Here is a 25,177-nt window from a genome sequence, read left to right on the forward strand (position 1 = left end):
AAAATGGAATCAGCATAAACGATGGCTACGCAGGCCGGGGGGAGATGCGCACATGAACGATCCGACGCTTGTCAGGCTGATGGAGGAAATCGGCTCGACCGGGAACGCGGATGCATTGCGCGATCTCCGGGACCGGTTCCATCTCCGGATGGAGGCGCTGCTCCCCGGCGGCGACGGCGAATCGGTCGAACCCTTCAACGCCATATTGAACGGGATGCACGACGCGCTGATCCGGCGCGCCGTCGTCCTGTCCGAAGAAGCGATGGCACGGGCGGGGAAAGGCGCTCCCCCCGTGCCTTACGCCTATTTGTTGTTCGGCAGCGGCGGGCGAAGCGAGCAGACGCTCTCCAGCGACCAGGACAGCGGACTGCTGTACGAAGATCCCGGCCCCGGCCTCGATCCGGAGAAAGTGCGCGCCTGGTTCCGCGAACTGGGCGGCTTGATCGTAAAGACGCTGGAACGTGCGGGATACCCGCCTTGCGACGGCAATGTGATCAGCGCGAACGAGGCATGGTGCGATGCGTTCTCGGGATGGACGGCGAAGCTGGACCGCTGGTTCGACGATCCGCACTGGGAGCATGTGCGCTACCTGCTCATTATGTCCGACGGCCGCGCCGTAAGCGGCGACGAGCGGCTTGCCGCGAGGCTGAAGGATCACTACTTCCGCAATGCGAAGGGACATCCGGGCATTGCGGAGCGGATGCTGCAGAATACGATGCGCTACAAGCCGCTTGTCGGCCTGTTCGGCCAGCTGCTGCCCGAACGGTACGGCGAAGACGCCGGCAGCGTCGATATCAAGTATGGCGCCTATATTCCATTCGTCAGCGCGGTCCGGCTGATGGCGGTCACCGGCGGCATCCGGGAGACGTCGACCTTGTCGAGAATCCGGCGGCTGCGGGATACGGGGAGACTTTCCGCTTCGGACGCGGAAGCTTGCGAAGCCGCGTTCGGCTTCTTCCTGAAGCTGCGGCTGCTGGCCGCGTCGCGCAACAAGGGCGGGCTGTATGCGAACAACGGCAAGGTGGCGGTGACGCTGCTCACGAAGTCGATGAGGCGGGATTTGCGTCACCATCTGGGCACGGTGCAGCGGCTGCGGCACAGCCTGCAGCGGCAGATTGCAGGCAAGTTCCGGCTGATACATGACGGTGGTGATCAGACGTGAAGGAAGGGGATCGCGGCGTAGGTCGGGCCTGGAATCTCTACAAGATGGGAGGGCTCACGCCGGCCATCGCATCCATGTTCGGCGCCCCCGGCGCGCAGCAGATGGCGTTCATCCGCCAGGCAGCGAAGGAGCAGCGCAAGCAGTCGGCGCTTGACCTGCCGCTGATGGAACTGGAGACGGTCGTCTTCGATCTGGAGACGACCGGATTCTATCCGGAGAACGGAGACGAGATTCTGTCCATCGGCGGCGTGCTGATGCGCGGACCGGAACTGATGGAAGCGCAGCAGTTCTACCGTCTCGTCAACCCGCGGCGGCGCGTTCCCCGCCATATCGTCGAACTGACCGGGATCACGAATGAGATGGCGGCGCATGGCGAGGATCTCGTGCAGGCGCTCAGCGACTTCATGGCGTTCATCGGCAAGCGGGTGCTGATCGCGCACGCTTCCGGGCACGACAAGCAGTTCCTCAACGCCGCGTTGTGGCGGACATCGAAGGTGCGGCTGACCCACCGCGTGCTGGATACGATGATGGTGGCGAAATGGCTCGAACCGAACCGGGACAGCTACGGGCTCGACGAACTGCTGGAGTCGAACGGGGTGCCGATCACAAGGCGCCATCATGCGCTGGAAGATGCGATCATGACGGCGAAGCTGTGGCAGCGATATTTACACAGAATCGCCGCGCGCAACATCGTGACGCTCGGCGATCTGTATGCGTATCTCAGCCGGCATTAACGGCGAATCCGGCGCGCTGCCCTGCATCCGGTATGCGGCCGTTTCCGGCCGCTTGATGTCACGAAGCGAGATGATCCAATAGGTGAAATCCGGGCTCCCGAACTGCCGCCAGCCCGTCAGGTCGGCGGCGGAAGGCGCCGGAGCTCCATGCGGGTGGGAATGATAGAAGCCGGCGATCCGTCGCCGGCTTTGCCGCGTTTCCGTCCAGGCGCGCACCCAGTCGGCGGGATCGAAGCGGTAGCCCGATTCCGGCCGCGGATGCGCATTGCGCACGGGACGGATCCGGTCTATCGGGCCGCCGGGTCCGCCGGCGGCGATCAGAAGTCCGCAGGCTTCTGCGGGGTATGCCGTTCGGCAGGCTTCCATGAGCTGCTCGTAGGCTTCGCTGGCTATGACGATCATGGCTTCCTCCCGGCCGTCGAATGTCACTCTCAGTATAGCGCACGCGCGGGTGCGCGTCATCCGGCATCGCCCGCGCGCTTCGGCGGCTTGACCAGGAAGAAGACGAGGGCGAGGGCGACCGCGGCCAGCCCTGTCACGGCGCCGAACAGCACGCCGCGCGAGATGCCGGCGAGCCAGCCGAACGCCGGCGGCCCGAACGCGACGCCGAGGAAGCGCAGGCTGCTGTACAGCGACGTGATCATGCCGCGAAGGCTGCGATCGACGGCGCCGGTGATCATCGTGTTCAGGCAGGGGAGCAGCATCCCCGTGCCCACGCTGCTCAACGTGAGCAAGGCGATCAGCAACGGCATGTTGCCGTTCAGCCAGACGGCCGCCGCGAACGCGGCGGCCTGCAGCGCGAGCCCGGTGTTCATCAGGGTGCGCATCAGCCGCCCGTTGTTCTTGATCCAGCGTCCGGTGGCGTAGGATGTGGCGACCAGGCCGAACAGCGGAATGGCGAGCACGCCGCCCTTCGCCACGCCCGTTATGGCATAAGGCGGCTTCTCCAGCACATCAGAGAGGAAGAACAGCACGCCGAACAGGTTGAACAATCCGGTGGCACCGGCGAGAAAGGCGGGAATGAGCCAGCTTCCCTGTGCGCGGAAAACGCCGATGATTTGGCGGGCATAATGCGCCAGCCGGGGCCGGTCTCCGGACCCGGGTTCACGGATCATGAACGCCATGGCCGCAAGCGAAAGCGCGCAGAAGGCGGGGAAGGCGAAGAAGGGAGCCTGCCAGGCGATGAGCGCGAACAGGGTGCCGAGAATCGGGCTGAGCACCTTCCCCGTCCCGTTCGACGCTTCAATGAGCCCGAGCGCCTCGCTCTCGGCGCCGTCGCGGTACATGTCCCCGATGAGCGCCATGGCGATCGGCGCCGTGCCCGCCGCTCCGATGCCCTGCAAGGCCCGCGCGGCGATCAACAGAGGATAATTCTTCCATATGACGGCATAGCCCGCCAGAAGGCCCGCCGCCCCGAAGACGGCGAGGGAAGGCAGAATGACCGCTTTCCTCGTGAAGCGGTCGGAGAGATAGCCGGCGATCGGGATGAACAGGCCCGTTGCCAGCGAGAAGAGCGTGATGACGAGGCTGGACTGGATGCCGGTAATGTTCAGCTGCCGCTCCAGATCGGGCAGGATCGGCACGATCATCGAATTGCCGAGCACCATAACGAGGGGGACGGATGCGAGCGCGGTGTACCCGGCCCATTTCCTCGCGCCCCCGCCCGTTCCGGCTCCGGAACGGCCGCGCGAGTCAGAGCGGTTGCCGGACAGAAATTGCCGGTTCCGCTCCGCGGCCGCGCCTCCGCCGCCTGCGGTCAGCCACCCGGGTCTTGCCTTCTCCATCGCGTTTTCCTCCAATTGAAATGCGTTCCTTGGCGAGACTAATGTGCCCGCGTCTTCCTGCGGCTATTCCCGGATGGCTTGAACGGCAAATTTGGGCATGATAAGATGAGGACAATTCAGCGGGAGTTGAAGCGGAGAATGAAACGCGCATGGTCCATGGCCGTTGTGATCGTGATCCTGACCCTTCTGGCCATTCATCAGAATCAGACGGGAGCGGTGCGATCGTCCGCCGCTGCCGAGGAGAAACCGAAGATCGGCTATCTGGCGCCGTCGTTCGAACTGCCGGACTTAAGCGACCGCACGGTGCGGGCGGGGGGAGCGTCGGACAAGTTGACGATGATCAATTTCTGGGCTTCCTGGTGCGGGCCGTGCGACCTGGAAGCGCCGGATTTGCAGGCGCTGCATGAACGGCATGCGGACCGGCTGCTGCTCATCGGCGTGAACAGCACGAAGTACGACCGGGAACGGGACGCCCGGCGGTTCGTCGAAGAACATGAACTGACCTTCCCGATTCTGATGGACAGGGAAGGCGCCGTTACCGAGCTGTACAAAGTGTCGCAGTTTCCGACGACACTGCTTGTCGACAAGGACGGGGTCATCCGCGAGCGGGTTGTCGGCGTACTGTCGAAAACACAATGGGAAGCGCTGATCGACAAATGGAGTTGATCAGCGCTTCCCATTTTTGAAAGACTCAATGATTGACGATTCCGAGCTGCTCGCGTTTGTCCTCCTGCGCGGCCGGCGTTTTCTTGCAGTTCATCAGCGCGTAGCGGAAGCTGTCGACGAGCGCTTCCCAGCTCGCTTCGATGACGTTGTCGGACACGCCGACGGTGCTCCAGGTGTTCTTGAAATCGGTCGTTTCGATCAGCACGCGCACTTTCGCGGCGGTGGCGTCCTTCTCGTCCAGGACGCGGACCTTGTAGTCGGTCAGCGCGATGTTCATGATCTCGGGGTAATATTGGACAAGCGCTTTCCGGAGCGCGTTGTCCAGCGCGTTGACCGGCCCGTTGCCTTCCGCGGCGGTGTAGACGATGTCCCCGTCCACGTCGATCTTGACGATCGCTTCGGACACCAGCCGGCCGTCCGATTTCTCGACGAGCATCTTGAACGATTCAAGCTTGAAGATTTGCGTCTGTTCGCCGAACGCATCGCGCAGCAGCAGTTCGAGCGAAGCGTCGGCGCCTTCGAACGAATAGCCTTCGTGCTCGAGCGTCTTGATTTTCTCGATGACCGCCCGCGCCCGTTCGTTGCCGGAACTGATGTCGAGGCCCATCTCCTGCGCCTTGTGGATGATGTTGCTCTGGCCCGCCAGCTCGGAAACGAGAATCCGCCGCTGGTTGCCGACGAGTTCGGGCTGGACGTGCTCATAGGTTTTCGGATCTTTCAGGATGGCGGAGACGTGGATGCCGCCCTTGTGCGCGAAGGCGGCGTTGCCGACATACGGCTGGCCGACCGGCATGACCGCGTTGGCGATCTCGCTGACATAGCGGGCGACGCTCGTGAGCTGGCCGAGCTGCTCGTCGGAGACGCAGCGCAGGCCCATCTTGAGCTGCAGATTCGGAATGATCGAGCACAGATTGGCGTTGCCGCACCGTTCACCGTAGCCGTTGATTGTTCCCTGCACCTGGCGGGCGCCCGCCTGAACGGCCGCCAGCGTGTTGGCGACGGCGAGCTCGCAGTCGTTGTGCGTATGGATGCCGATCGGCTTGTCGATCTCTTTCGCGACGCGGGAGACGATCTCGTAGATTTCGTTCGGCAGCGTGCCGCCGTTCGTATCGCACAGCACGATCCAGTCCGCGCCGGCTTCGGCCGCCTTCCGCAGGCAAGCGAGCGCATACTCGGGATTATGTTTGTAGCCGTCGAAGAAATGTTCGGCGTCGTAGATGGCTTCCAGTCCCCGGCGCTTGAGGAAGGCGAATGAATCGTAAATCATGGCGAGATTTTCTTCCAGCGTCGTCTGCAGGGCGGTCGTCACATGGAAGTCCCACGACTTGCCGACCAGGGTCGCCGCCCGCACGCCGGATTCGACGATGCGCACGAGGCTCGTGTCCTGATCCGCCTGGCTGTTCTTCCGGCGCGTGCTGCCGAATGCGGTAATCTTCGCGTTCAGCTTCATGTCCCGCATCCTGCGGAAAAATTCGATGTCCTTGCTGTTGCTGCCCGGATTGCCGCCTTCGATATAATGAACGCCCAATTGGTCCAGCTTCAGGGCGATCTTCACCTTGTCTTCCGCCGACAGGCTGATCCCTTCGCCCTGGGTGCCGTCACGCAGTGTTGTGTCAAATACGGAGATATCGACTTTCATTGCGGAAGCGCCTCCCTGTGATCCCACTCGACTTCGATCATAATTTCCTATTATATCATCGAACGTCCGGACGGGAAACCCTGGCCGCCGCGGTGTTGCGGTGCTGCGGCCGGCAGCCGGTGCGCGCGGCCGTCCGGCAACCAGCGGCCTCGGGTTGACCGCGCCGCCGGCCGGGGATATGCTGGATACAGGAAGACCTCCGGAGGGATTGGATATGCCGCCGACCGAAAGCCGCCATGAGGGCAGCGGGGCAAAAGGCAGGGTCATCCTGCATCTGGACATGAACGCGTTCTATTGTTCGGTTCACGAAGCGGAGGAACCGGAGAACTTCGCCGGCAAGCCGATCGCCGTCGCCGGCAGCGTCGAGGAGCGGCGGGGCGTCATCGTCACGTCTTCTTACGCGGCGCGGGAGAAGGGCGTGCGCACCGGCATGACGGTTCGGCAGGGGCTCAAGGTGTGTCCGGAGCTGATCATCATCCGGCCGGACTTCAACCTGTACCGCAAGTACTCCCGCGGTTTCCTCGGCATCGCCCGGCAATACACGCCGCTCGTCGAAGTTGTCTCGATCGACGAATGTTATCTGGATGTGACGGGGTCGGGCAGGTTCGGCACGCCGCTGGAGATCGCGGAGGAGATCCAGCGCCGCATCCGCACCGAATGGTCGCTGCCTTGCTCGATCGGCATCGGGCCGAACAAGCTGCTGGCGAAGATGGCGTCGGACATGAAGAAGCCGAACGGCATCACCGTGCTCCGCATCCGGGACGTGCCGGCGGTGCTGTGGCACCGGCCGTGCGACGCGCTGCACGGCGTCGGCCGGAAGACGGCCGCGAAGCTCGCGCGGATGAACATCCGTACGATCGGCGAGCTTGCCGCATGCGACGAGCAGCTGCTGATCCGGCAGTTCGGCGTGTACGGAGCCTGGATGAAGGCGGCCGCGAACGGCATCGACACGGCCGAAGTCAATCCGGAGCGCGGACCGAACAAATCGATCGGCCATACGACGACGCTCCCGCATGACGTGACCGACCACGAAGAAGCAAGCCGCATTTTCCTCAATCTGGCTGACCAGACGGCGCGGCGGCTCAGGCGGCAGCGGCTCATCGCCGGCACGGTGCAGATTACGATCCGGACGCCTGACATGCGGACCTGTACGCGGGCGGAGACACTGGAATCTCCCACCGACGATCCGGTGGAAATTCACCGCATCGCATGCCGGCTGTTCGACCGCCATCACCGCCCGGGAGATCCGGTGCGGCTGCTCGGCATCACGCTGGCCAATCTGTCGCCGAAACAGGAGACCGTCGTCCAGCTTGACCTGTTCGATTTCGAGAAGCAGCCGAAGCGCGAAGCGCTCATCCGGACGATGGACGAACTTCGGGACAAATTCGGCGAGGAGGCGGTGCTGACCGCCGGCATGCTGCTCGGCGGCCCGTCCGCCCTGATCCGGAATCGGAGAATTCGCGGTACATCCTTGCAATCGGAGGAAGAATTATTATATAGTGATGAATGAAGGTTGCAGCAACGTATGGCGATAGATACAAGGAGGGTAACATCTCATGGCGAAGTATACCTGGGTGGATAAAGAAACCTGCATTGCGTGCGGCGCATGCGGAGCATCGGCGCCCGACATCTACGACTATGACGATGAAGGGCTTGCGGAAGTCATCTACGGCGGCGACGGCAACACCGGCACGACCGAAATTCCGGAAGAGCTTTACGACGATCTCCAGGACGCCCTCGACGGCTGCCCGACCGATTCGATCAAAGTATCGGATCAGCCGTTTAATAAATAAGAACATCCGTATCGAACCGTTTCATTTCCCCTGTTTTCGTCCTGCCGGGCGGAAGCGGGGGGAATTCTGTTTTTTTCGACAATTTTTGTTGCCATTTTCACCGGCGGACCTTCGCCCAATCCCGGAACTTCGCCGGGGCCGACCGTCGCGGTATCCGCTTCGGATTACAGCGCCCATGTCAAGACCCTTGACATCAAGCTCTCCGGATTTACGGGCAGCAGAGCCGTTTTCGTCTATCAGGTGAACGTCGAGTATGATCAGCAATATTTCGCCTTCGCCGACACGCTGTTACGCGACACGAACGGCTTGAACCCTTTCCGGAATTTGCCGGAAAGCCCGTTCAAGGTGGAATTGGATGAACATTGGGTCGCGCCCGACGGGTATGACGTTAACGCCGTCGATCATGTCGAGCATGATGGCAACAACCACGTTGTCCGTTATGCCGTTCTGAAATTTGAAGGCGGGGCGGAAGAAGTGAACGGCCAGGCGGTCGTCCGGCTGCCGTTCCATTTGGCCTCGATCTTTGCAACGCGGCAGACGGCATCGATCAAAGTGACCTTGACGGCGGTGGATGCGAACGGGCAATATCGCCGGACGGCACGGTGACGACCATCGCAGGCACCGGCATCCTCGGGCTCAAGGACGGTTCCGCGTCGCAAGAGAACTTCTATTATCCGATGGATGTCGCGGTTTCGCCGTCCGGCGTCATCTATGTGGCCGACACGCTCAACTACGTCATCCGCAAGATCGAGAACGGACGCGTCACGACGCTGAACGCGCAGTCCGGGCGGGTCGCCGAGGTTTTCCCGGGCGTCGTCGAACCGGCCGGCGATTATCGGGACGGCGCTTTCCTTATCGCGGACGGCGGCAACAACCGCATCCGGATCGTGCGTCCGTACGCAGCGCCGGCCAGGCTGGAAGGAAGCGCGATCGAGATCGTCCACAACCGGACGGTGCTGGAGTCGGATGCGGAGCCGATTGCCGTGGGCGGCACGACATTCGTGCCCGTGCGTGTGATCAGCGAAGAACTCGGTTATACCGTCGAATATGGGGCAAATGGCGTCACGACGCTGAAACAGGGTGACGCCTGGTACCGGATTCGTGTAGGGAGCAAGACGGTCGAATCGTCTTCCGGCAGTCTGGAGCTGCCGCAGGCGCCGTTCTAACGCGACAACCGGCTGTATCTGCCGGTGCGGTTCTTCGCGGAGGAGCTGGACCTGGACGTGCAATGGCTGAGCGGCGTGCGCGCCGTGCTGATTCGCGACAAGCAGACCGAGTTGCAATATTGATCTTCCTGCGGCGACTCCAGTCCGCCCGGTCTAAACCGGGCGGACTGACTGCCGATATATACCCTATACGGGCTTGCCGGCCGGAAAGGGGGATTCCGATTGGAAGAACAAGCGGACATCGAGTATTTGAAACAGTACGTCCGTCTTCACCCCGACAACCGGATGGCATGGTATCTGCTCGGCAGGGCGTATATGCAGCAGGGCAAAGAAGCGAAAGCGAATTACTGCTTTCTGCAGGCCGGCGACATCTATGAAGCGTACGAACGGAAGCGGCATCCGCTGGCGGACGCCGCTCCCCGGGAGGCATTGGAGCAATGGAACCGGGGGCGCCGGCGGCGGCTGGCGAAGCGCGCCGCCCTGCTGGCCGTCATGCTGATCGGCCTCGTCGCCGTCACGACCGGCGCGCCGGACGGGCATCGGGGCGCGGAACGGACGGCGGCGGATGCGCCTGCTGCCGCGACGGAAGGATCGACCGGGCAGCCGGTTCGATCCGATGGCGGCGACGGACCCGCCGTCCGGCCGGATGACCGGCCTGCCGCGGAAGGCATCCGACCGGTCGCCGTGCGCGTGGTCGATCCGGCCGCCGGATCGCCGGTCGGCGAAGCGCTGGAGACGCTCCTGTACGGCACCCGTCTGCCGGTGCGCGGCATCGCGGTCCAGCTGGCGCAGCAGGACGGCTGGCGGATCTGGAACAGTGCGGCGGACGGGCTGCTGCTCGCCGTGGAGCGAAGCGATTCGGACGCCGGGGAAGCGGTCGTCCGCTTGTTCGACCCGGAGGCGTGCGTCTGCACGCCGGCGGATGCCTCGGAATCGCTCGGGCTGCTCGAAGCGTGGAGCGAACGGCGGGAGCAATGGTGGGTGCTGCGCAGCGCCATCCGCCGCTACGCGGAATCGACCGGCGAGTGGCCGGCTTCGCTGGACGATCTGGTGCGGCCGTACCCCGACAACTGGCTCGCCGGCGATTCGCCCGTCCTGCGCGAGCTGTTCGCTCCCGCGGCGGAAGCGGAACGGAAGGCGAGCTTGCGGCCGTCGCCGGAAGCGGGCATGCCGGCCGAAGGCGGATTTGCGGCCTGGAACGCGGGGACGCCGGACGGCCTGCCCGAGTCGCCGCTCGAAATTATCGTCGACAAGGCCAATCATCGGCTGGCGCTCGTCAGCGGCAACGTCATCCTGCGCAATTACGAGATCGGTCTCGGCGGCGACAGGACGCCGGAAGGTGTGTTCGTCATCAGCGAGAAAGTGAAAAATCCGAACGGCAGGGAGGACGGCGAGTTCGGCAGCCGCGGCATGACGCTGTCGGACACCGACTACGCCATTCACGGCACGAATGAGCCGGACAGCATCGGGCGGGATGAGTCGCTCGGCTGCATCCGGATGGCGAAGGAAGATCTGGAGGAACTGTACGACATGACGCCGCTCGGTACACGCGTCACGATCGCATCGGGGGTGCTGCCGGACGAAATCTCGGCCCCAGCCGAACGCTTCCGGCTGGAAGCGACGCAGGACGAGACGAATCCGGGCAAAGTGTACCGCTGGTTGACATAAAACGGCTGAGACCGAATCGTCTCAGCCGTTCACAATGATCAGCACCGACATGACGATGACGACGGCGGCGAATGCGCCGGCAACCCACAGTATCGCTTTCTTGTTGATTTCATTCTGCGCCGGTTTCTTCGTGGCCGGCGGCCTTCTGCGAACTGCGCTCATCGGCAATCGACCCTCTCTTGTAACGGTTTCTCCTATCATTGTAACCGTTTCCCCTCGGGTCCCGCAACCGGTGCCTTGATCCAGATGCCGCGGCGTTTGCACGCTTTCTTTTTCCCTCAGGAAAAGATAAACTGTTGCAGTAGAGCATACGGACTGTAGAACGGAGTGGAACGCATGTTGTATCGCACGATTGCCAGACCGATTCTGTTCCGGATGGATCCGGAGCGGGCGCACCGGCTGATCGTCCACGGGCTCGGCAAGGCCGTCAGGCTGCCCGGGGTGCTGCCGATGATGCGCAGCTTCTGGAACGTGAAGCCGGATCCGCGGCTGGAGACGGAACTGTTCGGCATCCGGTTCCGCCATCCGGTCGGGCTTGCCGCCGGGCTGGACAAGGATGCCGTCGCGGTGGAGGGATTTGCCGGCATGGGTCTGGCGTTTCTCGAAGTCGGCACGGTGACACCGGTCGGCCAGCCCGGCAACGACCGGCCGCGCCTGTTCCGGCTGCCGGATGACGAGGCGCTCATCAACCGGATGGGCTTCAACAACGAAGGCGCGGAGGCGATGGCGGCCCGGCTCGCGAGGCTCCGGGAGCGCCGCGTGCCGATCGCCGTCAACATCGGCAAGAACAAGGCGACGCCGAACGAGAAGGCGCCCGATGATTACCGCGCCTGCCTGCGGGTGCTTTACCCTTACGGCGATTTCTTCGTGGTCAACATCAGCTCGCCGAATACGCCCGACCTGCGGAAACTGCAGCACGGCGAGGAGCTGAAGGCGCTGCTTGACGCCGTGCATGGGGAGATTGCGGAGCAGGCAGCCAGGACCGGCGGAGCGCCCAAACCGGTGGTCGTCAAGCTCGCGCCGGACATGACCGAAGCCGAACTGGAGCAGACGGTCGACATTCTGGCAAGCGGCGGCGTCTCCGGCATCATCGCCACGAACACGACGCTGTCGCGGGACGGACTCACGCATCCGAACCGCACGCAGCAGGGCGGCCTGAGCGGCCGTCCGCTTCGCGAACGGTCGACGGACGTGATCCGGACGATTTACCGCCTGACCGGAGGAAAACTGCCGATCATTGGTTCCGGCGGCATTTTCGACGCGCGGGATGCATACGATAAGATTCGCGCCGGCGCATCGCTTGTCGAGGTCTATACGTCGCTGATCTACAAAGGTCCGGGCGTCGTGCGCAGCATCGCCGCCGAATTGTCCGCTCTGCTTGCCCGGGAAGGCTTCCGCCGGGTCGGCGACGCGGTAGGAGCGGATCATCGCTAGCTTCTTGCGGGAGGAGGTTTCCGCATGGACGGACGGGATTGGAACTTGTTTTTGCTGCCTTACGAACAAGCCGTCGAAGAACTCAAGGTCAAATTCAGAACGCTCCGCAGTGAGCTCAAGACGCGTCAATCCTACGCGCCGATCGAATTCGTCACCGGCCGGGTGAAGCGGATCTCGAGCATCCTCGAGAAGGCGAAACGGCTGAACGTGCCGATGGACCGGCTGGAAGAAGGCATCGAGGACATCGCGGGCATCCGCATCATGTGCCAGTTCGTCGAAGATATCCGCATTGTCGCGGATTCGATCCGGGAGCGCAAAGATTTGACGCTCGTATATGAGAAAGATTACATCACGAACCACAAGGAGAGCGGTTACCGCAGCTATCACATGATCGTCGAATACCCGGTGCAGACGGCGCTCGGGCTCAAGAAAGTGCTCGCCGAAGTACAGATCCGCACGCTCGCGATGAATTTCTGGGCGACGATCGAGCACTCGCTCAACTACAAGTACAAGCAGCAGCTTCCGGCGCACGTCAAGGAGCGGCTGCGCAAGGCGGCGGAAGCCGCGTTCCGGCTGGATGAGGAGATGTCGAGCATCCGCAAGGAGATTCTTGAAGCCCAGCGAACCTTCGAGGACAGCTCGAATCTCGTCTCGAACGTGCTGGCCGGCATCCAGGAGCTCTATTTCTATCACAAGGTGCGGGAAGCGGCGCGCTACCAGCTCCGATTCAACGAATTGTGGGAGCAGGAAGACGTCATCGGGCTGAAATTGCTGGCGGAGGACATTCAGGCGTCGATCGAGCGGGCCAAGGGAGGAGAGGCGGCGCTTGGCGACAGATCCTAAATTCGTCCGGTTTCTCGTCCTGTTCAACTGCGACCGGGACTATTACGAATGTCATGATGTCATGGAGGAATTGTGGCTTGAGGAAGGACGAAGCCGGTTCTGGCAGGGGCTGTTGCAGGTTGCCGTCGGGCTTCATCATTATGAAAACGACAATTACACCGGCGCCGTTAAACTGCTGCGCGCCGCGCTGGAGAAGCTGGACGGGTACGCGGATGCGGAGGCGGGCATTGATGTAAAAAGGCTGCGGGAAGACGCGGCTGCGGTGCTGGCGCCGCTCGAAGCGTGGCTGGCGGAAGGCTCGGGCGGCCATCCGCCAGAGCCCGAGCCGATCGAGATCCGCGTGATCGATCCGCAGCTGGCCGGGCTGGTTGCCGCGGAAACGGCGCGTCCGCACGGGGATCAGCCCCGCGCGGACGGCGAATAGACGGGTATGTCCGGCAGGCACATTCCGGACCGGAATTACAGGCCTGCCGGTTTGTACTTGGCGTCGATGGTGTCCCGGATCTCGTCCGTCGACTTGCCTTGCTTGGCAAGCACCATCACGTCTTCCAGCTCCATCTTGCAGATGCCGCACGCCGCACTGTGGTCGCTCCATACGATGGAGCCGTCGGCCCGTACTTCGGCGATGTAGCAGCGAAGCAGCGAATCGTGCGGGTTGTCCAATTTCATGCAGCCGCAGTAGCAGTTGATTTGGCGCAGAATTTCCCTGTATTCATAGGAGGCGGCGTACAGGTCGACCGTGCGGTTCGTATGATTCAGCAGGAATGCGGGCAGTTCGTCGGGACCGGATGTCGTCTCGAGAATCTCGCCTTCGGTTGTCATGCCGTGATCGGCGTGTTCGCTTGAGCCGGAGCCTCCGGCGGAATCTTTGCCGGAACCGCATCCGGTTACGATCAGAAATGCCGCCAGCATCAGCATGACGCCGCCGAGCAGCCAGTCGCGTTTCGTCTTCATGACGCGTCTCCTTTCGGGTTCTGCAGGAACGCCCGGTAATCGTCGGCCGAATGTCCGGCAGCGCCGATGCCGCCTTCAATGCGGGCAACTTCCTTGCCATCCTCGAAGTAGACCAGCGTCGGGGTGTAGTCGATGTTGTATTTCCGGTAATATTCCTGGAATTCGGCGAGGTTGAACTGCGGCAGGTCGATGTTCAGCTCTTCCGCAATCGGCATCAGGATCGGCGTCGTCTCGCGGCAGTAGCCGCAGGTCGAAGCGAAGAAGTAGACGAACGTCGGCTCGCCGCTGGCGATCCGTTCCTCGAGCTTGCCGGGCAGGATGATGTTCTGGTAGTTCGGATCTTCGAGCAGTTCCCGCGTCGCCGGGTTGAGATCCGACACCGGCTTGTCGAACAGATCGCTGCGGTTCATGTACTTCAGGGCAAACAGGGCACCGAACAAGACGATGACGACGGCCGCGTAGATGAAAGGCATCTTGCTTCTTTTCTTCCGCATGGGTTGACGCTGAACCTCCAATAATCCGATAATGGGTGGCATGATGGCTGATCTTATTATACATAATACCATCTATATTAACAAAATTGATGTTACAATATTTAAGAAAGTGAGGAATTTTGATGACCGTCCGACTGCCGGAGCTGTTCGTCGCCCGCATGCGAACGCTGCTCGGCGATGAATTCGACGACTGGCTGGCTTCGTACGCTGCGCCGCGCCGGTATGGCCTGCGCGTCAACACGCTGAAGACGGACGGCGAATCGTACCGGATGCGCTCGCCGCTTTCCGCCGGCCTGAAGCCGGTGCCGTGGGCGGAGGCCGGCTATTATTATTCGGAAGAAGATCGGCCCGGCAAACATCCGCACTATCACGCCGGGCTTTATTATATCCAGGAGCCGAGCGCAATGGCGCCGGCCGAGCTGCTGAACGTGCAGCCGGGGCACCGGGTGCTCGACCTCTGCGCGGCGCCGGGCGGAAAGTCGTCCCAGATCGCCGCAAAGCTCAAGGGGCATGGGCTGCTCGTTGCGAACGACAACGCCCGCGAGCGGACGAAGGCGCTCGCCCGCAACCTGGAACTGGCCGGCGTCCGGAACGCCGTCGTCCTGAACGAGGAGCCGGAGCGGCTCGTGCCGGTCTTCCGCGCGTTCTTCGACCGCATTCTGGTCGACGCGCCCTGCTCGGGCGAAGGGATGTTCCGCAAGGACGAGTCGATGATCGCCGACTGGCTGCGGCATCCCGCGGCGCATTGGACGTCGATGCAGCGGGAGATTCTGCGCCATGCGGCCGAAATGCTTGCGCCGGGCGGCGTGCTCGTCTACTCGACCTGCACGTTCTCGCCGGAGGAGAACGAGGAGCGGATCGCCGAACTGCTCGCGGAGCGGCCGGATTTCGAGGTCGTGCCGGTACCGCCCGCGCACGGCTGGGCGCCGGGCAGGCCGGACTGGGTAAGCCTCGAAGGGATCGAGCACCGCCATGTCGAGGCGGTCGCCGGTACGGTGCGCCTCTGGCCGCATCGCATCGAAGGCGAGGGCCACTATGCGGCCGTGCTGCGCCGGCAGGGCGGCGACTCTCCGGGCTTGAACGTCGGGGTGGCGCCGCAAGATCCGGCTGAAACGTCGGGTTCCGGAAAGCCCGACAGGCCTCGCCTGAAGACGCGGCCGAATGCCGGAAGACGCGGGAATGGCGGCAAAGCGGGCAAGCGCGGACATGCCATGAGCGGACAGGAAGCGGATCCTACGGAAGTCTGGCGGTCATTCCGGGCGGAAGTGTTGCCCGGACTCGGCGACCTGCCCGGCCGGTTGATTGCGGTCGGGGAGAAGCTGTACGCGCAGCCGGCGGGCGTGCCGGATCTGTCCGGGCTGCGCGTCGTGCGCCACGGCTGGCTCCTGGGTGAAGCGAGGCGCGGACGGTTCGCGCCGTCCCAGGCGCTGGCGATGGGGCTGGCGGCGGAAGACGCCGCGCGGCGCGTCGAATACGGCGCAGATGAGCCGGAAGCGCTGAAATATTTGAAGGGCGAGACGCTGCCGCTCGAGCCGGAGCGGTTGAACCTCCGGCCCGTCGAAGACGGGCGCCAGCCGGATGAGGCCGGTTACGCGCTCGTCTGCATCGACGGCTATCCCGTCGGCTGGGGCAAGCTGCGGGACGGCCTTCTCATCAACGAGCGGGCGCCCGGATGGAGGTGGATGTGATGGCGCGCGGGATGCGGCTGGACAAGCTGCTCGCCCATGCGGGCTGCGGGACGCGCAGCGAGATCAAGCGTGCGGTCCGGCTCGGCCGGGTCGAAGTGAACGGCGTGCCGGCCCGGGATCCGGGCATGACCGTCGATCCCGAAGGCGACGTGGTCAGCCTGGACGGCAAGACGGTCCGGTACCGGGAATTTGTTTATTTCATGCTGAACAAACCACCGGGCGTCATCTCGGCGACGGAGGACGCGCGGGAGAAGACCGTCATCGATCTGCTGGAGGCGGAAGACCGGGTGCGGAGCCCGTTTCCCGTCGGCCGGCTGGACAAGGACACGGAAGGGCTGCTGCTGCTCACGAACGACGGGCGGCTCGCGCACGAGCTGCTCTCGCCCCGGAAACATGTGGACAAAGTGTACGAAGCTGTCGTGGCGGGCGCGGTCGGCGAAGCCGACGTCCGTGCATTCGAAGCGGGCGTGACGCTGGACGACGGATACAGGACGATGCCGGCGTCGCTCGCCGTCACGGAAGTGCGGGAGACGGAGGAAGGCCCGCTGTCACGGGTCTCTGTCACGATCCGGGAAGGGAAGTTCCATCAAGTGAAACGGATGTTCGAAGCGGTCGGCAAGCGGGTCGTCCATCTGCGGCGGATCGCGATGGGGCCGCTCAGGCTCGATCCTGCGCTTCCGCCCGGCGAGTACCGCGAGCTGACCGGAGAAGAGATCGAAGCGCTCGCCGCGCTCGCGGCGGGCGCATGGTCCGTACGTTGACGGTCGGACCGGATGGGAGAGGAGAGAATGCAGTATGAACCGAAAATTCGACCTGATCGCAATCGATGTGGACGGAACGCTGCTGAATGACCGGCACCGGCTGACGCCGGCGGTGCGAGAAGCGGTTCGGGAAGCGGCGGCGCAAGGCGCCGAGATCGTGCTCGCCACCGGCCGCGGGCCGAGCAACTCGATTCCGCTGCTGGAGGAGATCGGCCTTGCAGGCACGCTCATCACGCACAACGGCGCGGCCACGGTGGAATCGGAAGGACGCAAGGTGCTGCACAGCTGCAGCATTCCGCCCGAAACGATTGAACGCTACATCGCCTATTGCCGCGAGAACGGCGTGCATTTTGACCTAAACACCGCTTTTGACCTCTACATTGAATCGATCACGCCCGAAGCGGAGGAGATGTACGTCCATTACCGCATCGAGCCGATCCGCCGTCAGCCGGAGGAGCCGCTTCCGCCGCATCTGGTGAAATTCACGGCGTTCGGCTCGAAGGAACAGATGGACCGCGTGCAGCGCGAATGGGAAGCGTGGGAAAGCCCGCTGCGCCGCATCCGGAGCGGAGACCTTTTCATCGACGTGCAGCAATCTGACGTGAGCAAGGGGAAGGCGCTTGAGCGGCTGGCGTCGCTCAGGGGCATCGACCGGAGCCGCATCATGGCGGTCGGAAACTATTACAACGACATCGACATGCTTCGCTTCGCCGGCCTCGGGATCGCCATGGGCAATTCGCCGGACGAGGTGAAGCGGGCCGCGGACGCCGTGACGCTCTCGAACGAGGAGGACGGCGTCGCGCATGCGATCCGCCGCTACGCGTTCGAGCCGGGTTCATGAGGCGCCCTGAAAATGGAGAAATCCGCCGGAAGGCCGGCGGATTTCGTCGCTGTACGCCCGGCATGGGCGTCATCTCTACGGTGAAAGTCCGGAATGGGGGCTGGCGAGCGCCTGCCATTAGCCGAGGGCAAGGGTGTCGGTCGCGAGGCCGAATCTGAAGGAAGCCTAAGGCAAACGCACGGGCCAAGGTACACGAACTGGATTCGAGGCAGGGTTAGTCGGATGAGTTGCCAGCACACAACGAAATCCAAAGCCGCCAAGGACTAATCCTGTAAACTCCAGTGGTCGCGGGCGGAAAGATGACGCTCTTATCCGGGGAGGCCTGCGGAATACGCGAAGTGACTTCGTAACCGCAGCCGGGAGGCTGCGCTGAATCCGCAGGAGTCAGCAGAGGCTATAGTACGCGAGTACGGGACGCCGGAAAGCGGAAGGGCTTAAGCCGAAAGGAGAGAGGAAACCGATGCGTTCGCGCGACGGGCATAGACAGCAGAATACCTCCCAAGAGGGCTGCCAGCGGGAAGTAGCGGTGAAGCCGCAAGGGAGACGCAAGCGCCGAGTCCGCTGCCGGCACAAATCGCCCCTTCCTCTCGCAAAGCACAGGACGACCTGCTGGAGAAGATGCTGGAAAGGGAGAACCTCTTGAAGGCTTACAGGAGAGTGGTGCAGAACGGAGGAGCCCCCGGTGTGGACGGGGTAACGGTAACGGAGTTACAGGTTTACCTGAACACACACTGGGAAGCGGTGAAAGCCGCACTCCTTGCGGGAACGTACAGACCCTCGCCCGTCAGACGGGTGGAAATCCCCAAACCCGGAGGCGGCGTGCGGCTGCTCGGCATCCCGACCGCGATGGACCGTCTTCTCCAGCAAGCGCTTCTGCAAGTGATGGAGCCGATCTTCGACCCGCACTTCTCATGGCACAGCTACGGCTTCCGGTCGGGCAAGCGCGCGCATGATGCGGTAAGGCAAGCGCAGCAGTATATCCAAAGCGGCCTCCGCTGGGTCGTGGACATGGATCTGGAGAAGTTCTTCGACCGTGTGAACCACGACATCCTGATGGCAAGAGTGGCGCGGAGGATAGACGACAAGCGCGTGCTCAAACTGATTCGCGCTTACCTGAACGCCGGGGTGATGGCCGGGGGTGTGGTCGTACGGTCGGAAGAAGGCACGCCGCAAGGCGGCCCGCTCAGCCCGTTGCTTGCCAACATTCTGCTGGACGATTTGGACAAAGAACTGACCAGACGAGGACTGCACTTCGTCCGCTATGCGGACGATTGCAACATCTTCGTGGCCAGCAAGCGGGCCGGAGAACGGGTCATGGAATCGGTCATCCGATTTGTGGAAGGAAAGCTGAGACTGAAGGTGAACCGGGACAAAAGCGCGGTAGACCGGCCGTGGAACCGAAAGTTCCTCGGCTTCAGCTTCCTGTCGAACAAGCAGGCCACAATCCGTCTGGCTCCCAGGACGATTCAGCGTTTCAAGAAGAAAGTCCGGGAGATAACGGACCGCTCGCGCCCGCTGACGATGGAAGAACGGATTCACCGACTGAACCGCTTCATGATGGGATGGATCGGTTATTTCCGTCTGGCTGCCGCCAAGAACCACTGTGGTAACCTCGACGCATGGATTCGCAGGCGACTACGCATGTGTCTGTGGAAACAATGGAAGAGACCCAAGACCAGATTGTGTAATCTCCGTGCACTCGGCGTGCCCGAATGGGCGGCTCGAATGATGGCGAACTCACGCCGTGGTCCGTGGGAAATGTCCCGTAACACAAACAATGCCCTTCCGACTTCCTACTGGGAAGCGAAAGGGCTGAAAAGTCTGCTTTCTCGTTACCTTGAGCTTTGTTAACCTTCGGAACCGCCGTATGCGGACCCGCATGTACGGTGGTGTGAGAGGTCGGGGGCTAGCCGCCCCCTCCTACTCGATTTCGGTTCGCGAAGGAATCAGTACAGAATGCCGCGGGATACGATGACCAGCAGGATGAAGAGAACCAGGATCACACCCGTGGACGTGAATGCTCCACCTACACCGGACATGTAACACCCTCCCTGAACGCATATTCCGGTTGCGGGCGTCGTTCTTTCCCCCGCGTCATCCGGTCTAAAGTATAATATGGCGAGGGATGGGGTTCGTTTGGACGAATGCCCCGCGGCATTCAATTTTGGGCATGAGCGGACAAGGGCGGATCAAGGGCGGCGAAGGCCCTTGGGCAGCCGGTTGTTGATGCGGCCGCCGCTCGCCTTGCCCCAGCCGAGCGGCAGGCCGTCGACGGCGACGAGCCCCCAGCCGGCGAGATTCGCGTCCGCCGGCAGCGCTTCGCCGCGCAGCCAGGCGGCGGTCTCCGGCGCGTCCGCCGCGAAGGGCAGGCACCAGCGCGCCGCCGAAGGACGGAGGTGAAGCGCCAGCGCATGGGCCGGTTCGAACCGGTCCTTCGGCAGGTCGCCGAGATGCAAGCCCGGCCGGAGCACGCGCAGCCCGTCCAGCAGATGCGGAGCGAAGCGGCCGCCGCCGTCCGGCAGCCAGTACAGCTGCTGGCCGAACGCGAGCGGGCCGCCGCCCGGCAGATCCTCGTCCGGGGAGAAGCCGGGGAGCGCCTCCGCGGCGAAGGCGCGGAACCGGGCGAAGCCGCTGCGATCGCGCCTGCCGGCGTCGCGTCCGCCTTTGCGCCCGCAGCCGGCGTGCGCCCCGGCGGCCGCCCGTCCGCCCTCGTCCGCGTCTTCCCTGCGGACGAGCAGCGCCGCGTAGTGGCCTTCGCCGTGCTCCCGATGCGGGAACAGGCGCAGCGACTGCCTGAGCTCGAAATCGGGCCACCGCTCGAGGAACCGGGCGATCGTCTTCTCGTTCTCTTCGCGGTTGAACGTGCAGGTCGAGTATACGAGCCGGCCGCCCGGTCGGACCATTTTCGCCGCTTCGTCCAGAATGCCGGCCTGGCGGACGGCGCAGGCGGTGACAGCCGCTTCCGACCATTCGCGGACGGCGTCCGGGTCCTTGCGGAACATGCCTTCGCCCGAGCACGGGGCGTCGAGCATGACCGCGTCGAAGTAAGCGGGGAACCGCTTCGCCAGCCGGTCGGGCGGTTCGTTTGTGACGACCGCGTTCGCGATGCCCATCCGCTCGATGTTCTCGCTGAGCACCCGCGCGCGGGCGGGGTGAATCTCGTTCGCGACGAGCAGGCCTTGCCCGGCCAGCCGATCGGCGATCTGCGTCGCCTTGCCGCCGGGAGCGGCCGCCAGGTCGAGCACGAGCTCGCCCGGCTGCGGGGCCAGCAGCTCCGCCGCCGACATGGCGGAAGGCTCCTGGATGTAGTACAATCCCGCCGCATGATAAGGATGGCGGCCGGGGCGGCTTTCCGGAGCGTAGTAGAAGCCGCCGGGGCACCAGGGCACAGGCTCGAGGCCGATCATCCGATGCAGCTTGTCCGGCTCCAGCCTCAGATCGGCCAGCTTGCGGCCGTTCAGCCGCAGGCCGTACGCCCGGGGTTCGCCGTAGGCGCGCAGAAACGCCCCGGCTTCTTCGCCGAGCAGCGCTTCCATCCGGCGGACGAACGCTGCGGGCAGCGGCGGCCTGTCCGCCGCGCCCGGCGCTTCCTCGTCCGCATCGTGCCTGTCGGAGACGGCGGGCAGCTTCGTCACGGGGGCCGGCATGACGTTTTCGTTCGTTTTTTTGTCCCGATTGCTCAATGTCCTCAGTCCATTCCGTTGCTTGCAGTCGATCGAACGCATTATACCACAGCGGCCTGCGGATTCGCACGAACGCCGGGCGAACCGCGGGTCTGTCCTTCACGAACAGATCGTTATATGATCGAAATATCTGGACAAGTCCCACCCGGAAAGGAGCCAACTTCCGTTGACCAAAGTCGGACTCGTCATGCGCAAGATTCAGTTCACCGAAGCCCAGGGCCCGCGCATTTACGCGGAGCGCCTCAAGGCGATCGCCGCGGACGAAGGGATCGAGATCGTGTTCGTGCAGCCGGAGCGCCTTGTGAGCGGATATGACCAGGCGCCGGGATTCGAATACGAGAAAGGCGATCTCGTCAACTACGACATCGTGCTCGACCAGCTGTACAGGGAAAACATCGACCACGTCATCTGCACGGTGTCCGGGTTTACGTTCCTGAAGCTGTTCATCGACAAATGCGTGCTGTTCCCGCATTCGTACCCGCATCCCGCGCTCACCGGCGCCGACATGATGCGGCCGTTCTACTCGATCGTCGACAAGGCGATCGTCCACACGGAGTATCTCAAGCGGCGGTTCGCCGAAGATTTCGGCGTCACCGACGTGGACGTCATTCCGATCGGATTCGAGGAGGAGCTGGCGCGGCGGCATTACGACCCGTCAGCCGTCGTGAAGAATCGCGTGCTCTGGATCGGGCGGGACGAGCCGAACCGGCGGCCGGAGATTCCGATCGCATACGCCAAAGCCCATCCGGACGCGGAAGTCGTCATGGTGTTCGGCGGCCTCCGGTACAAGGAGAGCATGAAGAAATACGACATTCCGCCGAACGTGAAGCTGATGTTCGCGCTCGGCCGGGACGACATCTTCAGATTGATGAACTCGGCGAAAGTTTACTGGAGCACTTCGGTGTTCGACACGTTCGCGATGCCGCTGGCGGAGGCGATGGCGATGGGCAAGCTGATCGTAAAGCCCGACCATCCGTGCTACGGGCATATTTCCGGCCGCCACGCGTTCGCCGGCAATCCGGACAACTGGTTCGAACTGGTCAACATGGCGCTCGCCGCGCCGGCGGCCGTGTCGGAAGACAACCGCGAGCGGGCGTTCGAACGTTTCTCGGAACGGGTGATGCGGGAAGGGTATCGGAAATTTTTCGCGGAGTGGATCGGTTAGGAACGGAAAAGGGCGAACGCCTTGGCGGCGTCCGCCCGGGATGGAGGGAATGACGGAAGTCCGTCAATACAGTGAAATCGTGCGCGTGTCCTGCTCGCTCATCGCATGCAGCGTCGCTTCGCTGCCGATGATCTCGATGCTGATGAGTGACTGGATGCAGCGGCGCAGCGCCGCCTTGCCGGTCGCAAGCTTCCGGTTCAGCACCTCGCCCAGCATTTCGAGCGCCTTCTTGGAATTCGTGTCTTGCATATATACGGGAATCGGCCGATCATGCAAGGAAATGAACGTTCTCATCGCAAATCTCTCCCTGCGAAAACTATGGAGCCATTATAACGAATTTAGATTAAAACTGTGTTAAAAATGATTCAAAACATTGCGACAAATGCAGCTCCGGGCGAAAAAGTTCACAAAATATTCACAAAACCTGCAAGGAGGGCAAGTACATGAAATTCAACATCCTCGAAGCGGAAATGCGGCGGACGGACGACGGCTATGTCGGCTCGGTGCGGTTTGAAGTGGAAGGGCACCGGCATCCGTATGAAGCGGCGCTGCACAGCAAGGACGGCAAAGACTGGGCGTACGGGCTGTTTTTCATGAACGAGTCCGGGAGCGAGCGCGACATCGATCAGGTGGAAGCGTATCTCGAAGAAAACGACGAAGCCTTCGATCGGCTTGTCGATGCGGCCTGGCGGACGCTGAAGGCTTGAAGCGAGGCGGTCAGCCCGCAGCAAGCAGCCGGATGGCGGCGAGCACGGCGAGGTGCGCCGGATAGAACGACAGCCACAGCCAGCGGGGAATGCGGATGCGGCCGATCGCATCGAGCGCCTTCGGGGCGTGGGCGATGAGCAGCGTGGCCAGCAGGCTGTACATCTGGTACGGCGGGAACCCGAGCAGCAGATACAGCGCGTTCAGGAAAAAATGAAGCGCCGTTGCGACCTGTCCCGCGGTGCAGCGATAGATCAGGACAAGCAGCAGCAGGTAGGCGCCGTAATCGAAGGGAAGCAGTTCCAGCAGCAGACATCCGCTTGCGGCGATGCCCGCAGCGGTCATCAGCCGCCATGCCGTACCGTGGGAGCCGCCATGCGCAATGGCCCCGGTTCGCGGATCGCGGGCGGATGTTGACGATATGGAAAGGTCGACCAGGCGCAGGACGGCGAGCGAGACGAGCAGCGTGAAGACGACGTTGAACTCGAACGATTCGTCCGGCTCCATCAAGGCATATTGGTACGGAAGCTGCGAGAGGACGGCGATGGCGGCAAGCCGCAGCGCATAGCGGCGAAAGCTGCGCGTTCTGCCGTATCCGAGCACGAGCGCATACGCATAGAGCGGCATCGCCAGCCGGCCGATATGGCGGAGCCACGGCGTTTCGGGAAACAGCACGATGCCGAGATGATCGATCAGCATCGTCAACATGGCGAGAAATTGCATCGTCTTCGCTCCCGGAGCGGGGACTTCTCGGAATCAGCATGCGGGCGGCATGCTGATTTTATTGCTTTTGGCCGGCCGCGGCGGCGGACGGGCGGTGGACGGTCACCTTGTTCTTGCCCGTCGTCTTCGATATATACATCGCCTCGTCCGCGCGGCGCATCGCATCTTCCACCGACAGGTCCGCGCCAGCCGGACATACGCCGACGCTGACGGTAACGGTCGTCTCCCGTTCGACGCGCTGCCGGATCGTCTCGGCGATCGCGGCCGGATCGGCGCCGGGGCGGGCGATGGAAGCGACGAGCTCCTCGCCGCCGAACCGTCCGGCCGTGCCGACGCCCGACACTTCTTCGGACAGAATCGCCGCCACTTTCTTCAACGCTTCGTCCGCGGCGTGATGTCCCTGCGTATCGTTCAGCTTCTTGAAGTTGTCGATGTCGCAGAACAGGATGGACACCGGCAGGCCGAGTCCGGCGTAGCGGTTCGTCTTCTTCAGGAAATGCCGGCGGTTGTAGAGGCCCGTCAGGCCGTCCTTGATCGACGATATGTATACGGACTGCATCCGTTCCAGCGTGCGCCGGAACAGGATGAAGAACAGCAGATGGTAGTAAAACGTCATGAGCAGCAGCCCGGCCGCCGGGATCCATGCCGGAAGCGCCGAACCGGATCCGGTTTCCGCGATGGCGATCAGCCGGCCCAGAAAATAAAACGCTTGCGCGGCCGCAACTTTCGCCTTCTGGCCGATGCGGGGCAGGATATAGGCGGGCATCAGGCCGGAGATGACCAGAAAGATGAGATCCACCGGCCGGAAGACGCCCGCTTCGCCTGCCGCGTCCGGGGCTTGTCCGCCTCCGCTGAACCATCCCGCGTCCAGGCCGAATTGCGCAGCGGCCGCGCCGGAGGCCAGCACCGTCAGCGCCGCGAGCATCCATTTGTCGCCGCGGCGAAGCGTGACATAGAGCGCAAGCACGGCGAAATTGACGAGAATGAAAGACAGGAGACCGGCGCCGGCCGAAACGGCGTCCCGCGCGGCGCCGGCCGGTTCGATCCAGGACGCCGGCGCAAGCAGCAGCGCAACGATCAGCAGACGGTAAGCGGCGTGCCGGCGGTTCATTCTCCATTGGAGGACGGACATGAAGATCAGAAGCCCGGCGACGGTGAGCGCCGAGGCGGCGCAGGTGATCCGTCCGGCGGGCGACAGTATCCATTCAAATGCAGCGGTCATGTTATCCCTTCCGAGCAGGCGTAATGGCTTCCTTTACAGAAACATATGTTCT

General features: G+C 63.1%; 28 protein-coding genes and 1 pseudogene. 18 read left to right on the top strand and 11 right to left on the bottom strand.

Translation table 11 applies throughout. The annotated features are described in order from the left end of the window. The first annotated feature begins 52 nt into the window (after positions 1 to 52). On the top strand, positions 53 to 1,162 hold the full coding sequence (locus tag THECO_RS06990; protein ID WP_015254345.1) for a DUF294 nucleotidyltransferase-like domain-containing protein: 1,110 nt from the start codon (positions 53 to 55) through the stop codon (positions 1,160 to 1,162). Next, positions 1,159 to 1,896: an exonuclease domain-containing protein gene (locus tag THECO_RS06995; protein WP_015254346.1), complete on the top strand. Its 738-nt coding sequence runs from the start codon at positions 1,159 to 1,161 to the stop codon at positions 1,894 to 1,896. The genes THECO_RS06990 and THECO_RS06995 overlap by 4 nt, the downstream gene beginning before the upstream one ends. Here the strand turns inward: THECO_RS06995 and THECO_RS20485 are convergent. Both THECO_RS20485 and THECO_RS07005 read right to left on the bottom strand, forming a co-directional pair. Next, a complete protein-coding gene (locus THECO_RS20485; protein WP_015254347.1) occupies positions 1,828 to 2,298 on the bottom strand; it encodes a Mov34/MPN/PAD-1 family protein in 471 nt (156 codons plus the stop codon). The genes THECO_RS06995 and THECO_RS20485 overlap by 69 nt on opposite strands. A gap of 56 nt (positions 2,299 to 2,354) precedes the next feature. Further along, entirely contained in the window at positions 2,355 to 3,680 is a 1,326-nt protein-coding gene (locus tag THECO_RS07005; protein WP_015254348.1) for an MFS transporter, read from the bottom strand. Positions 3,681 to 3,818: 138 nt separating this feature from the next. On the opposite strand from THECO_RS07005, the gene THECO_RS07010 reads away from it, so the two are divergent. Beyond that, positions 3,819 to 4,346 (top strand): TlpA family protein disulfide reductase, encoded by a 528-nt coding sequence (locus THECO_RS07010; RefSeq protein WP_015254349.1) that lies wholly within the window; start codon positions 3,819 to 3,821, stop codon positions 4,344 to 4,346. Positions 4,347 to 4,371: 25 nt separating this feature from the next. Here THECO_RS07010 and cimA read toward each other — a convergent pair whose 3' ends face one another. Further along, positions 4,372 to 5,985, bottom strand: coding sequence for a citramalate synthase (gene cimA, locus THECO_RS07015; RefSeq protein ID WP_015254350.1), 1,614 nt, complete (start codon positions 5,983 to 5,985; stop codon positions 4,372 to 4,374). Between the two features lie 214 nt (positions 5,986 to 6,199). Between cimA and THECO_RS07020 the strand changes: the two genes are divergently transcribed. The 6 genes from THECO_RS07020 to THECO_RS07040 all read left to right on the top strand — a co-directional run bounded on the left by THECO_RS07020 (position 6,200) and on the right by THECO_RS07040 (position 10,612). Beyond that, on the top strand, positions 6,200 to 7,495 hold the full coding sequence (locus tag THECO_RS07020) for a DNA polymerase IV (RefSeq protein WP_015254351.1): 1,296 nt from the start codon (positions 6,200 to 6,202) through the stop codon (positions 7,493 to 7,495). A 46-nt stretch (positions 7,496 to 7,541) separates the two neighbouring features. Beyond that, on the top strand, positions 7,542 to 7,778 hold the full coding sequence (locus THECO_RS07025; protein WP_015254352.1) for a ferredoxin: 237 nt from the start codon (positions 7,542 to 7,544) through the stop codon (positions 7,776 to 7,778). Between the two features lie 240 nt (positions 7,779 to 8,018). Then, entirely contained in the window at positions 8,019 to 8,384 is a 366-nt protein-coding gene (locus THECO_RS07030; RefSeq protein ID WP_015254353.1) for a hypothetical protein, read from the top strand. Then, a complete protein-coding gene (locus THECO_RS07035) occupies positions 8,381 to 8,944 on the top strand; it encodes a stalk domain-containing protein (RefSeq protein WP_015254354.1) in 564 nt (187 codons plus the stop codon). Before THECO_RS07030 ends, THECO_RS07035 begins: the two co-directional genes overlap by 4 nt. Positions 8,945 to 8,956: 12 nt before the next feature. After that, a complete protein-coding gene (locus tag THECO_RS21045) occupies positions 8,957 to 9,067 on the top strand; it encodes a stalk domain-containing protein (RefSeq protein WP_083883144.1) in 111 nt (36 codons plus the stop codon). A 99-nt stretch (positions 9,068 to 9,166) separates the two neighbouring features. Next, positions 9,167 to 10,612 carry a L,D-transpeptidase gene (locus THECO_RS07040; protein WP_015254355.1) on the top strand — a complete coding sequence of 482 codons (1,446 nt, stop codon included), beginning with the start codon at positions 9,167 to 9,169 and terminating at the stop codon, positions 10,610 to 10,612. A 21-nt stretch (positions 10,613 to 10,633) separates the two neighbouring features. Here the strand turns inward: THECO_RS07040 and THECO_RS21970 are convergent, their stop codons facing one another. Continuing rightward, entirely contained in the window at positions 10,634 to 10,774 is a 141-nt protein-coding gene (locus THECO_RS21970) for a hypothetical protein (RefSeq protein WP_015254356.1), read from the bottom strand. A gap of 174 nt (positions 10,775 to 10,948) precedes the next feature. On the opposite strand from THECO_RS21970, the gene THECO_RS07045 reads away from it, so the two are divergent. From THECO_RS07045 to THECO_RS07055, 3 genes are read left to right on the top strand one after another with little or no spacing between them, the layout of a single operon-like run. Beyond that, the gene (locus tag THECO_RS07045) at positions 10,949 to 12,046 is read left to right on the top strand and encodes a quinone-dependent dihydroorotate dehydrogenase (protein ID WP_015254357.1); all 1,098 of its coding nucleotides are present in this window, start codon (positions 10,949 to 10,951) and stop codon (positions 12,044 to 12,046) included. 24 nt (positions 12,047 to 12,070) lie between these two features. Next, a complete protein-coding gene (locus THECO_RS07050; RefSeq protein WP_015254358.1) occupies positions 12,071 to 12,889 on the top strand; it encodes a GTP pyrophosphokinase in 819 nt (272 codons plus the stop codon). Beyond that, complete coding sequence (locus THECO_RS07055; protein ID WP_015254359.1) at positions 12,873 to 13,313, top strand: DUF309 domain-containing protein; 441 nt, start codon at positions 12,873 to 12,875, stop codon at positions 13,311 to 13,313. Before THECO_RS07050 ends, THECO_RS07055 begins: the two co-directional genes overlap by 17 nt. A gap of 35 nt (positions 13,314 to 13,348) precedes the next feature. Here the strand turns inward: THECO_RS07055 and THECO_RS07060 are convergent, their stop codons facing one another. Then, complete coding sequence (locus THECO_RS07060) at positions 13,349 to 13,843, bottom strand: PCYCGC motif-containing (lipo)protein (RefSeq protein ID WP_015254360.1); 495 nt, start codon at positions 13,841 to 13,843, stop codon at positions 13,349 to 13,351. Then, a complete protein-coding gene (locus THECO_RS07065) occupies positions 13,840 to 14,337 on the bottom strand; it encodes a thioredoxin family protein (protein ID WP_015254361.1) in 498 nt (165 codons plus the stop codon). Before THECO_RS07065 ends, THECO_RS07060 begins: the two co-directional genes overlap by 4 nt. A gap of 122 nt (positions 14,338 to 14,459) precedes the next feature. Between THECO_RS07065 and THECO_RS07070 the strand changes: the two genes are divergently transcribed. The 4 genes and pseudogenes from THECO_RS07070 to ltrA all read left to right on the top strand — a co-directional run bounded on the left by THECO_RS07070 (position 14,460) and on the right by ltrA (position 19,478). Next, positions 14,460 to 16,025: an RsmB/NOP family class I SAM-dependent RNA methyltransferase gene (locus THECO_RS07070; RefSeq protein WP_015254362.1), complete on the top strand. Its 1,566-nt coding sequence runs from the start codon at positions 14,460 to 14,462 to the stop codon at positions 16,023 to 16,025. Then, on the top strand, positions 16,025 to 16,786 hold the full coding sequence (locus THECO_RS07075) for a pseudouridine synthase (RefSeq protein WP_015254363.1): 762 nt from the start codon (positions 16,025 to 16,027) through the stop codon (positions 16,784 to 16,786). The genes THECO_RS07070 and THECO_RS07075 overlap by 1 nt, the downstream gene beginning before the upstream one ends. Positions 16,787 to 16,820: 34 nt before the next feature. Then, positions 16,821 to 17,627 carry a Cof-type HAD-IIB family hydrolase gene (locus THECO_RS07080; protein ID WP_015254364.1) on the top strand — a complete coding sequence of 269 codons (807 nt, stop codon included), beginning with the start codon at positions 16,821 to 16,823 and terminating at the stop codon, positions 17,625 to 17,627. A gap of 460 nt (positions 17,628 to 18,087) precedes the next feature. Continuing rightward, positions 18,088 to 19,478: pseudogene (ltrA, locus tag THECO_RS07085) on the top strand (group II intron reverse transcriptase/maturase). 95 nt (positions 19,479 to 19,573) lie between these two features. Here the strand turns inward: ltrA and THECO_RS21050 are convergent. Together THECO_RS21050 and THECO_RS07090 are read right to left on the bottom strand one after the other, a co-directional pair. Then, entirely contained in the window at positions 19,574 to 19,666 is a 93-nt protein-coding gene (locus tag THECO_RS21050) for a sporulation protein YjcZ (RefSeq protein WP_083883146.1), read from the bottom strand. A gap of 150 nt (positions 19,667 to 19,816) precedes the next feature. Continuing rightward, a complete protein-coding gene (locus tag THECO_RS07090; protein ID WP_015254366.1) occupies positions 19,817 to 21,310 on the bottom strand; it encodes an RsmB/NOP family class I SAM-dependent RNA methyltransferase in 1,494 nt (497 codons plus the stop codon). Between the two features lie 166 nt (positions 21,311 to 21,476). Here THECO_RS07090 and THECO_RS07095 point away from each other — a divergent pair, with 166 nt between their 5' ends. After that, complete coding sequence (locus tag THECO_RS07095) at positions 21,477 to 22,475, top strand: glycosyltransferase family 4 protein (protein ID WP_015254367.1); 999 nt, start codon at positions 21,477 to 21,479, stop codon at positions 22,473 to 22,475. A 63-nt stretch (positions 22,476 to 22,538) separates the two neighbouring features. On the opposite strand, the gene THECO_RS07100 is transcribed toward THECO_RS07095, so the two are convergent. Beyond that, a complete protein-coding gene (locus THECO_RS07100) occupies positions 22,539 to 22,769 on the bottom strand; it encodes a hypothetical protein (protein ID WP_015254368.1) in 231 nt (76 codons plus the stop codon). A gap of 149 nt (positions 22,770 to 22,918) precedes the next feature. Here THECO_RS07100 and THECO_RS07105 point away from each other — a divergent pair, with 149 nt between their 5' ends. Further along, positions 22,919 to 23,182, top strand: a complete 264-nt coding sequence (locus THECO_RS07105; RefSeq protein WP_015254369.1) for a hypothetical protein — start codon at positions 22,919 to 22,921, stop codon at positions 23,180 to 23,182. Between the two features lie 10 nt (positions 23,183 to 23,192). On the opposite strand, the gene THECO_RS07110 is transcribed toward THECO_RS07105, so the two are convergent. Further along, positions 23,193 to 23,903, bottom strand: a complete 711-nt coding sequence (locus THECO_RS07110; RefSeq protein WP_015254370.1) for a TraX family protein — start codon at positions 23,901 to 23,903, stop codon at positions 23,193 to 23,195. A 58-nt stretch (positions 23,904 to 23,961) separates the two neighbouring features. Further along, positions 23,962 to 25,125: a GGDEF domain-containing protein gene (locus THECO_RS07115; RefSeq protein WP_015254371.1), complete on the bottom strand. Its 1,164-nt coding sequence runs from the start codon at positions 25,123 to 25,125 to the stop codon at positions 23,962 to 23,964. Positions 25,126 to 25,177: the final 52 nt, after the last annotated feature.

Origin of the sequence: Thermobacillus composti KWC4, assembly GCF_000227705.2 — a bacterium.
GTDB classification, from domain to species: Bacteria; Bacillota; Bacilli; order Paenibacillales; family Paenibacillaceae; genus Thermobacillus; species Thermobacillus xylanilyticus.

Coding starts and splice junctions, on each gene's coding strand:
- THECO_RS06990 (WP_015254345.1), top strand. CDS start 53: ATGAACGATCCGACGCTTGTCAGGCTGATGGAGGAAATCGGCTCGACC.
- THECO_RS07110 (WP_015254370.1), bottom strand. CDS start 23,903: ATGCAATTTCTCGCCATGTTGACGATGCTGATCGATCATCTCGGCATC.
- THECO_RS20485 (WP_015254347.1), bottom strand. CDS start 2,298: ATGATCGTCATAGCCAGCGAAGCCTACGAGCAGCTCATGGAAGCCTGC.
- THECO_RS07105 (WP_015254369.1), top strand. CDS start 22,919: ATGAAATTCAACATCCTCGAAGCGGAAATGCGGCGGACGGACGACGGC.
- THECO_RS07080 (WP_015254364.1), top strand. CDS start 16,821: ATGAACCGAAAATTCGACCTGATCGCAATCGATGTGGACGGAACGCTG.
- THECO_RS07060 (WP_015254360.1), bottom strand. CDS start 13,843: ATGAAGACGAAACGCGACTGGCTGCTCGGCGGCGTCATGCTGATGCTG.
- THECO_RS07115 (WP_015254371.1), bottom strand. CDS start 25,125: ATGACCGCTGCATTTGAATGGATACTGTCGCCCGCCGGACGGATCACC.
- THECO_RS07100 (WP_015254368.1), bottom strand. CDS start 22,769: ATGAGAACGTTCATTTCCTTGCATGATCGGCCGATTCCCGTATATATG.
- THECO_RS07050 (WP_015254358.1), top strand. CDS start 12,071: ATGGACGGACGGGATTGGAACTTGTTTTTGCTGCCTTACGAACAAGCC.
- THECO_RS07075 (WP_015254363.1), top strand. CDS start 16,025: ATGGCGCGCGGGATGCGGCTGGACAAGCTGCTCGCCCATGCGGGCTGC.
- THECO_RS21970 (WP_015254356.1), bottom strand. CDS start 10,774: ATGAGCGCAGTTCGCAGAAGGCCGCCGGCCACGAAGAAACCGGCGCAG.
- THECO_RS07065 (WP_015254361.1), bottom strand. CDS start 14,337: ATGCGGAAGAAAAGAAGCAAGATGCCTTTCATCTACGCGGCCGTCGTC.
- THECO_RS07005 (WP_015254348.1), bottom strand. CDS start 3,680: ATGGAGAAGGCAAGACCCGGGTGGCTGACCGCAGGCGGCGGAGGCGCG.
- THECO_RS07045 (WP_015254357.1), top strand. CDS start 10,949: ATGTTGTATCGCACGATTGCCAGACCGATTCTGTTCCGGATGGATCCG.
- THECO_RS07020 (WP_015254351.1), top strand. CDS start 6,200: ATGCCGCCGACCGAAAGCCGCCATGAGGGCAGCGGGGCAAAAGGCAGG.
- THECO_RS21050 (WP_083883146.1), bottom strand. CDS start 19,666: ATGTCCGGTGTAGGTGGAGCATTCACGTCCACGGGTGTGATCCTGGTT.
- THECO_RS07025 (WP_015254352.1), top strand. CDS start 7,542: ATGGCGAAGTATACCTGGGTGGATAAAGAAACCTGCATTGCGTGCGGC.
- cimA (WP_015254350.1), bottom strand. CDS start 5,985: ATGAAAGTCGATATCTCCGTATTTGACACAACACTGCGTGACGGCACC.
- THECO_RS07070 (WP_015254362.1), top strand. CDS start 14,460: ATGACCGTCCGACTGCCGGAGCTGTTCGTCGCCCGCATGCGAACGCTG.
- THECO_RS07010 (WP_015254349.1), top strand. CDS start 3,819: ATGAAACGCGCATGGTCCATGGCCGTTGTGATCGTGATCCTGACCCTT.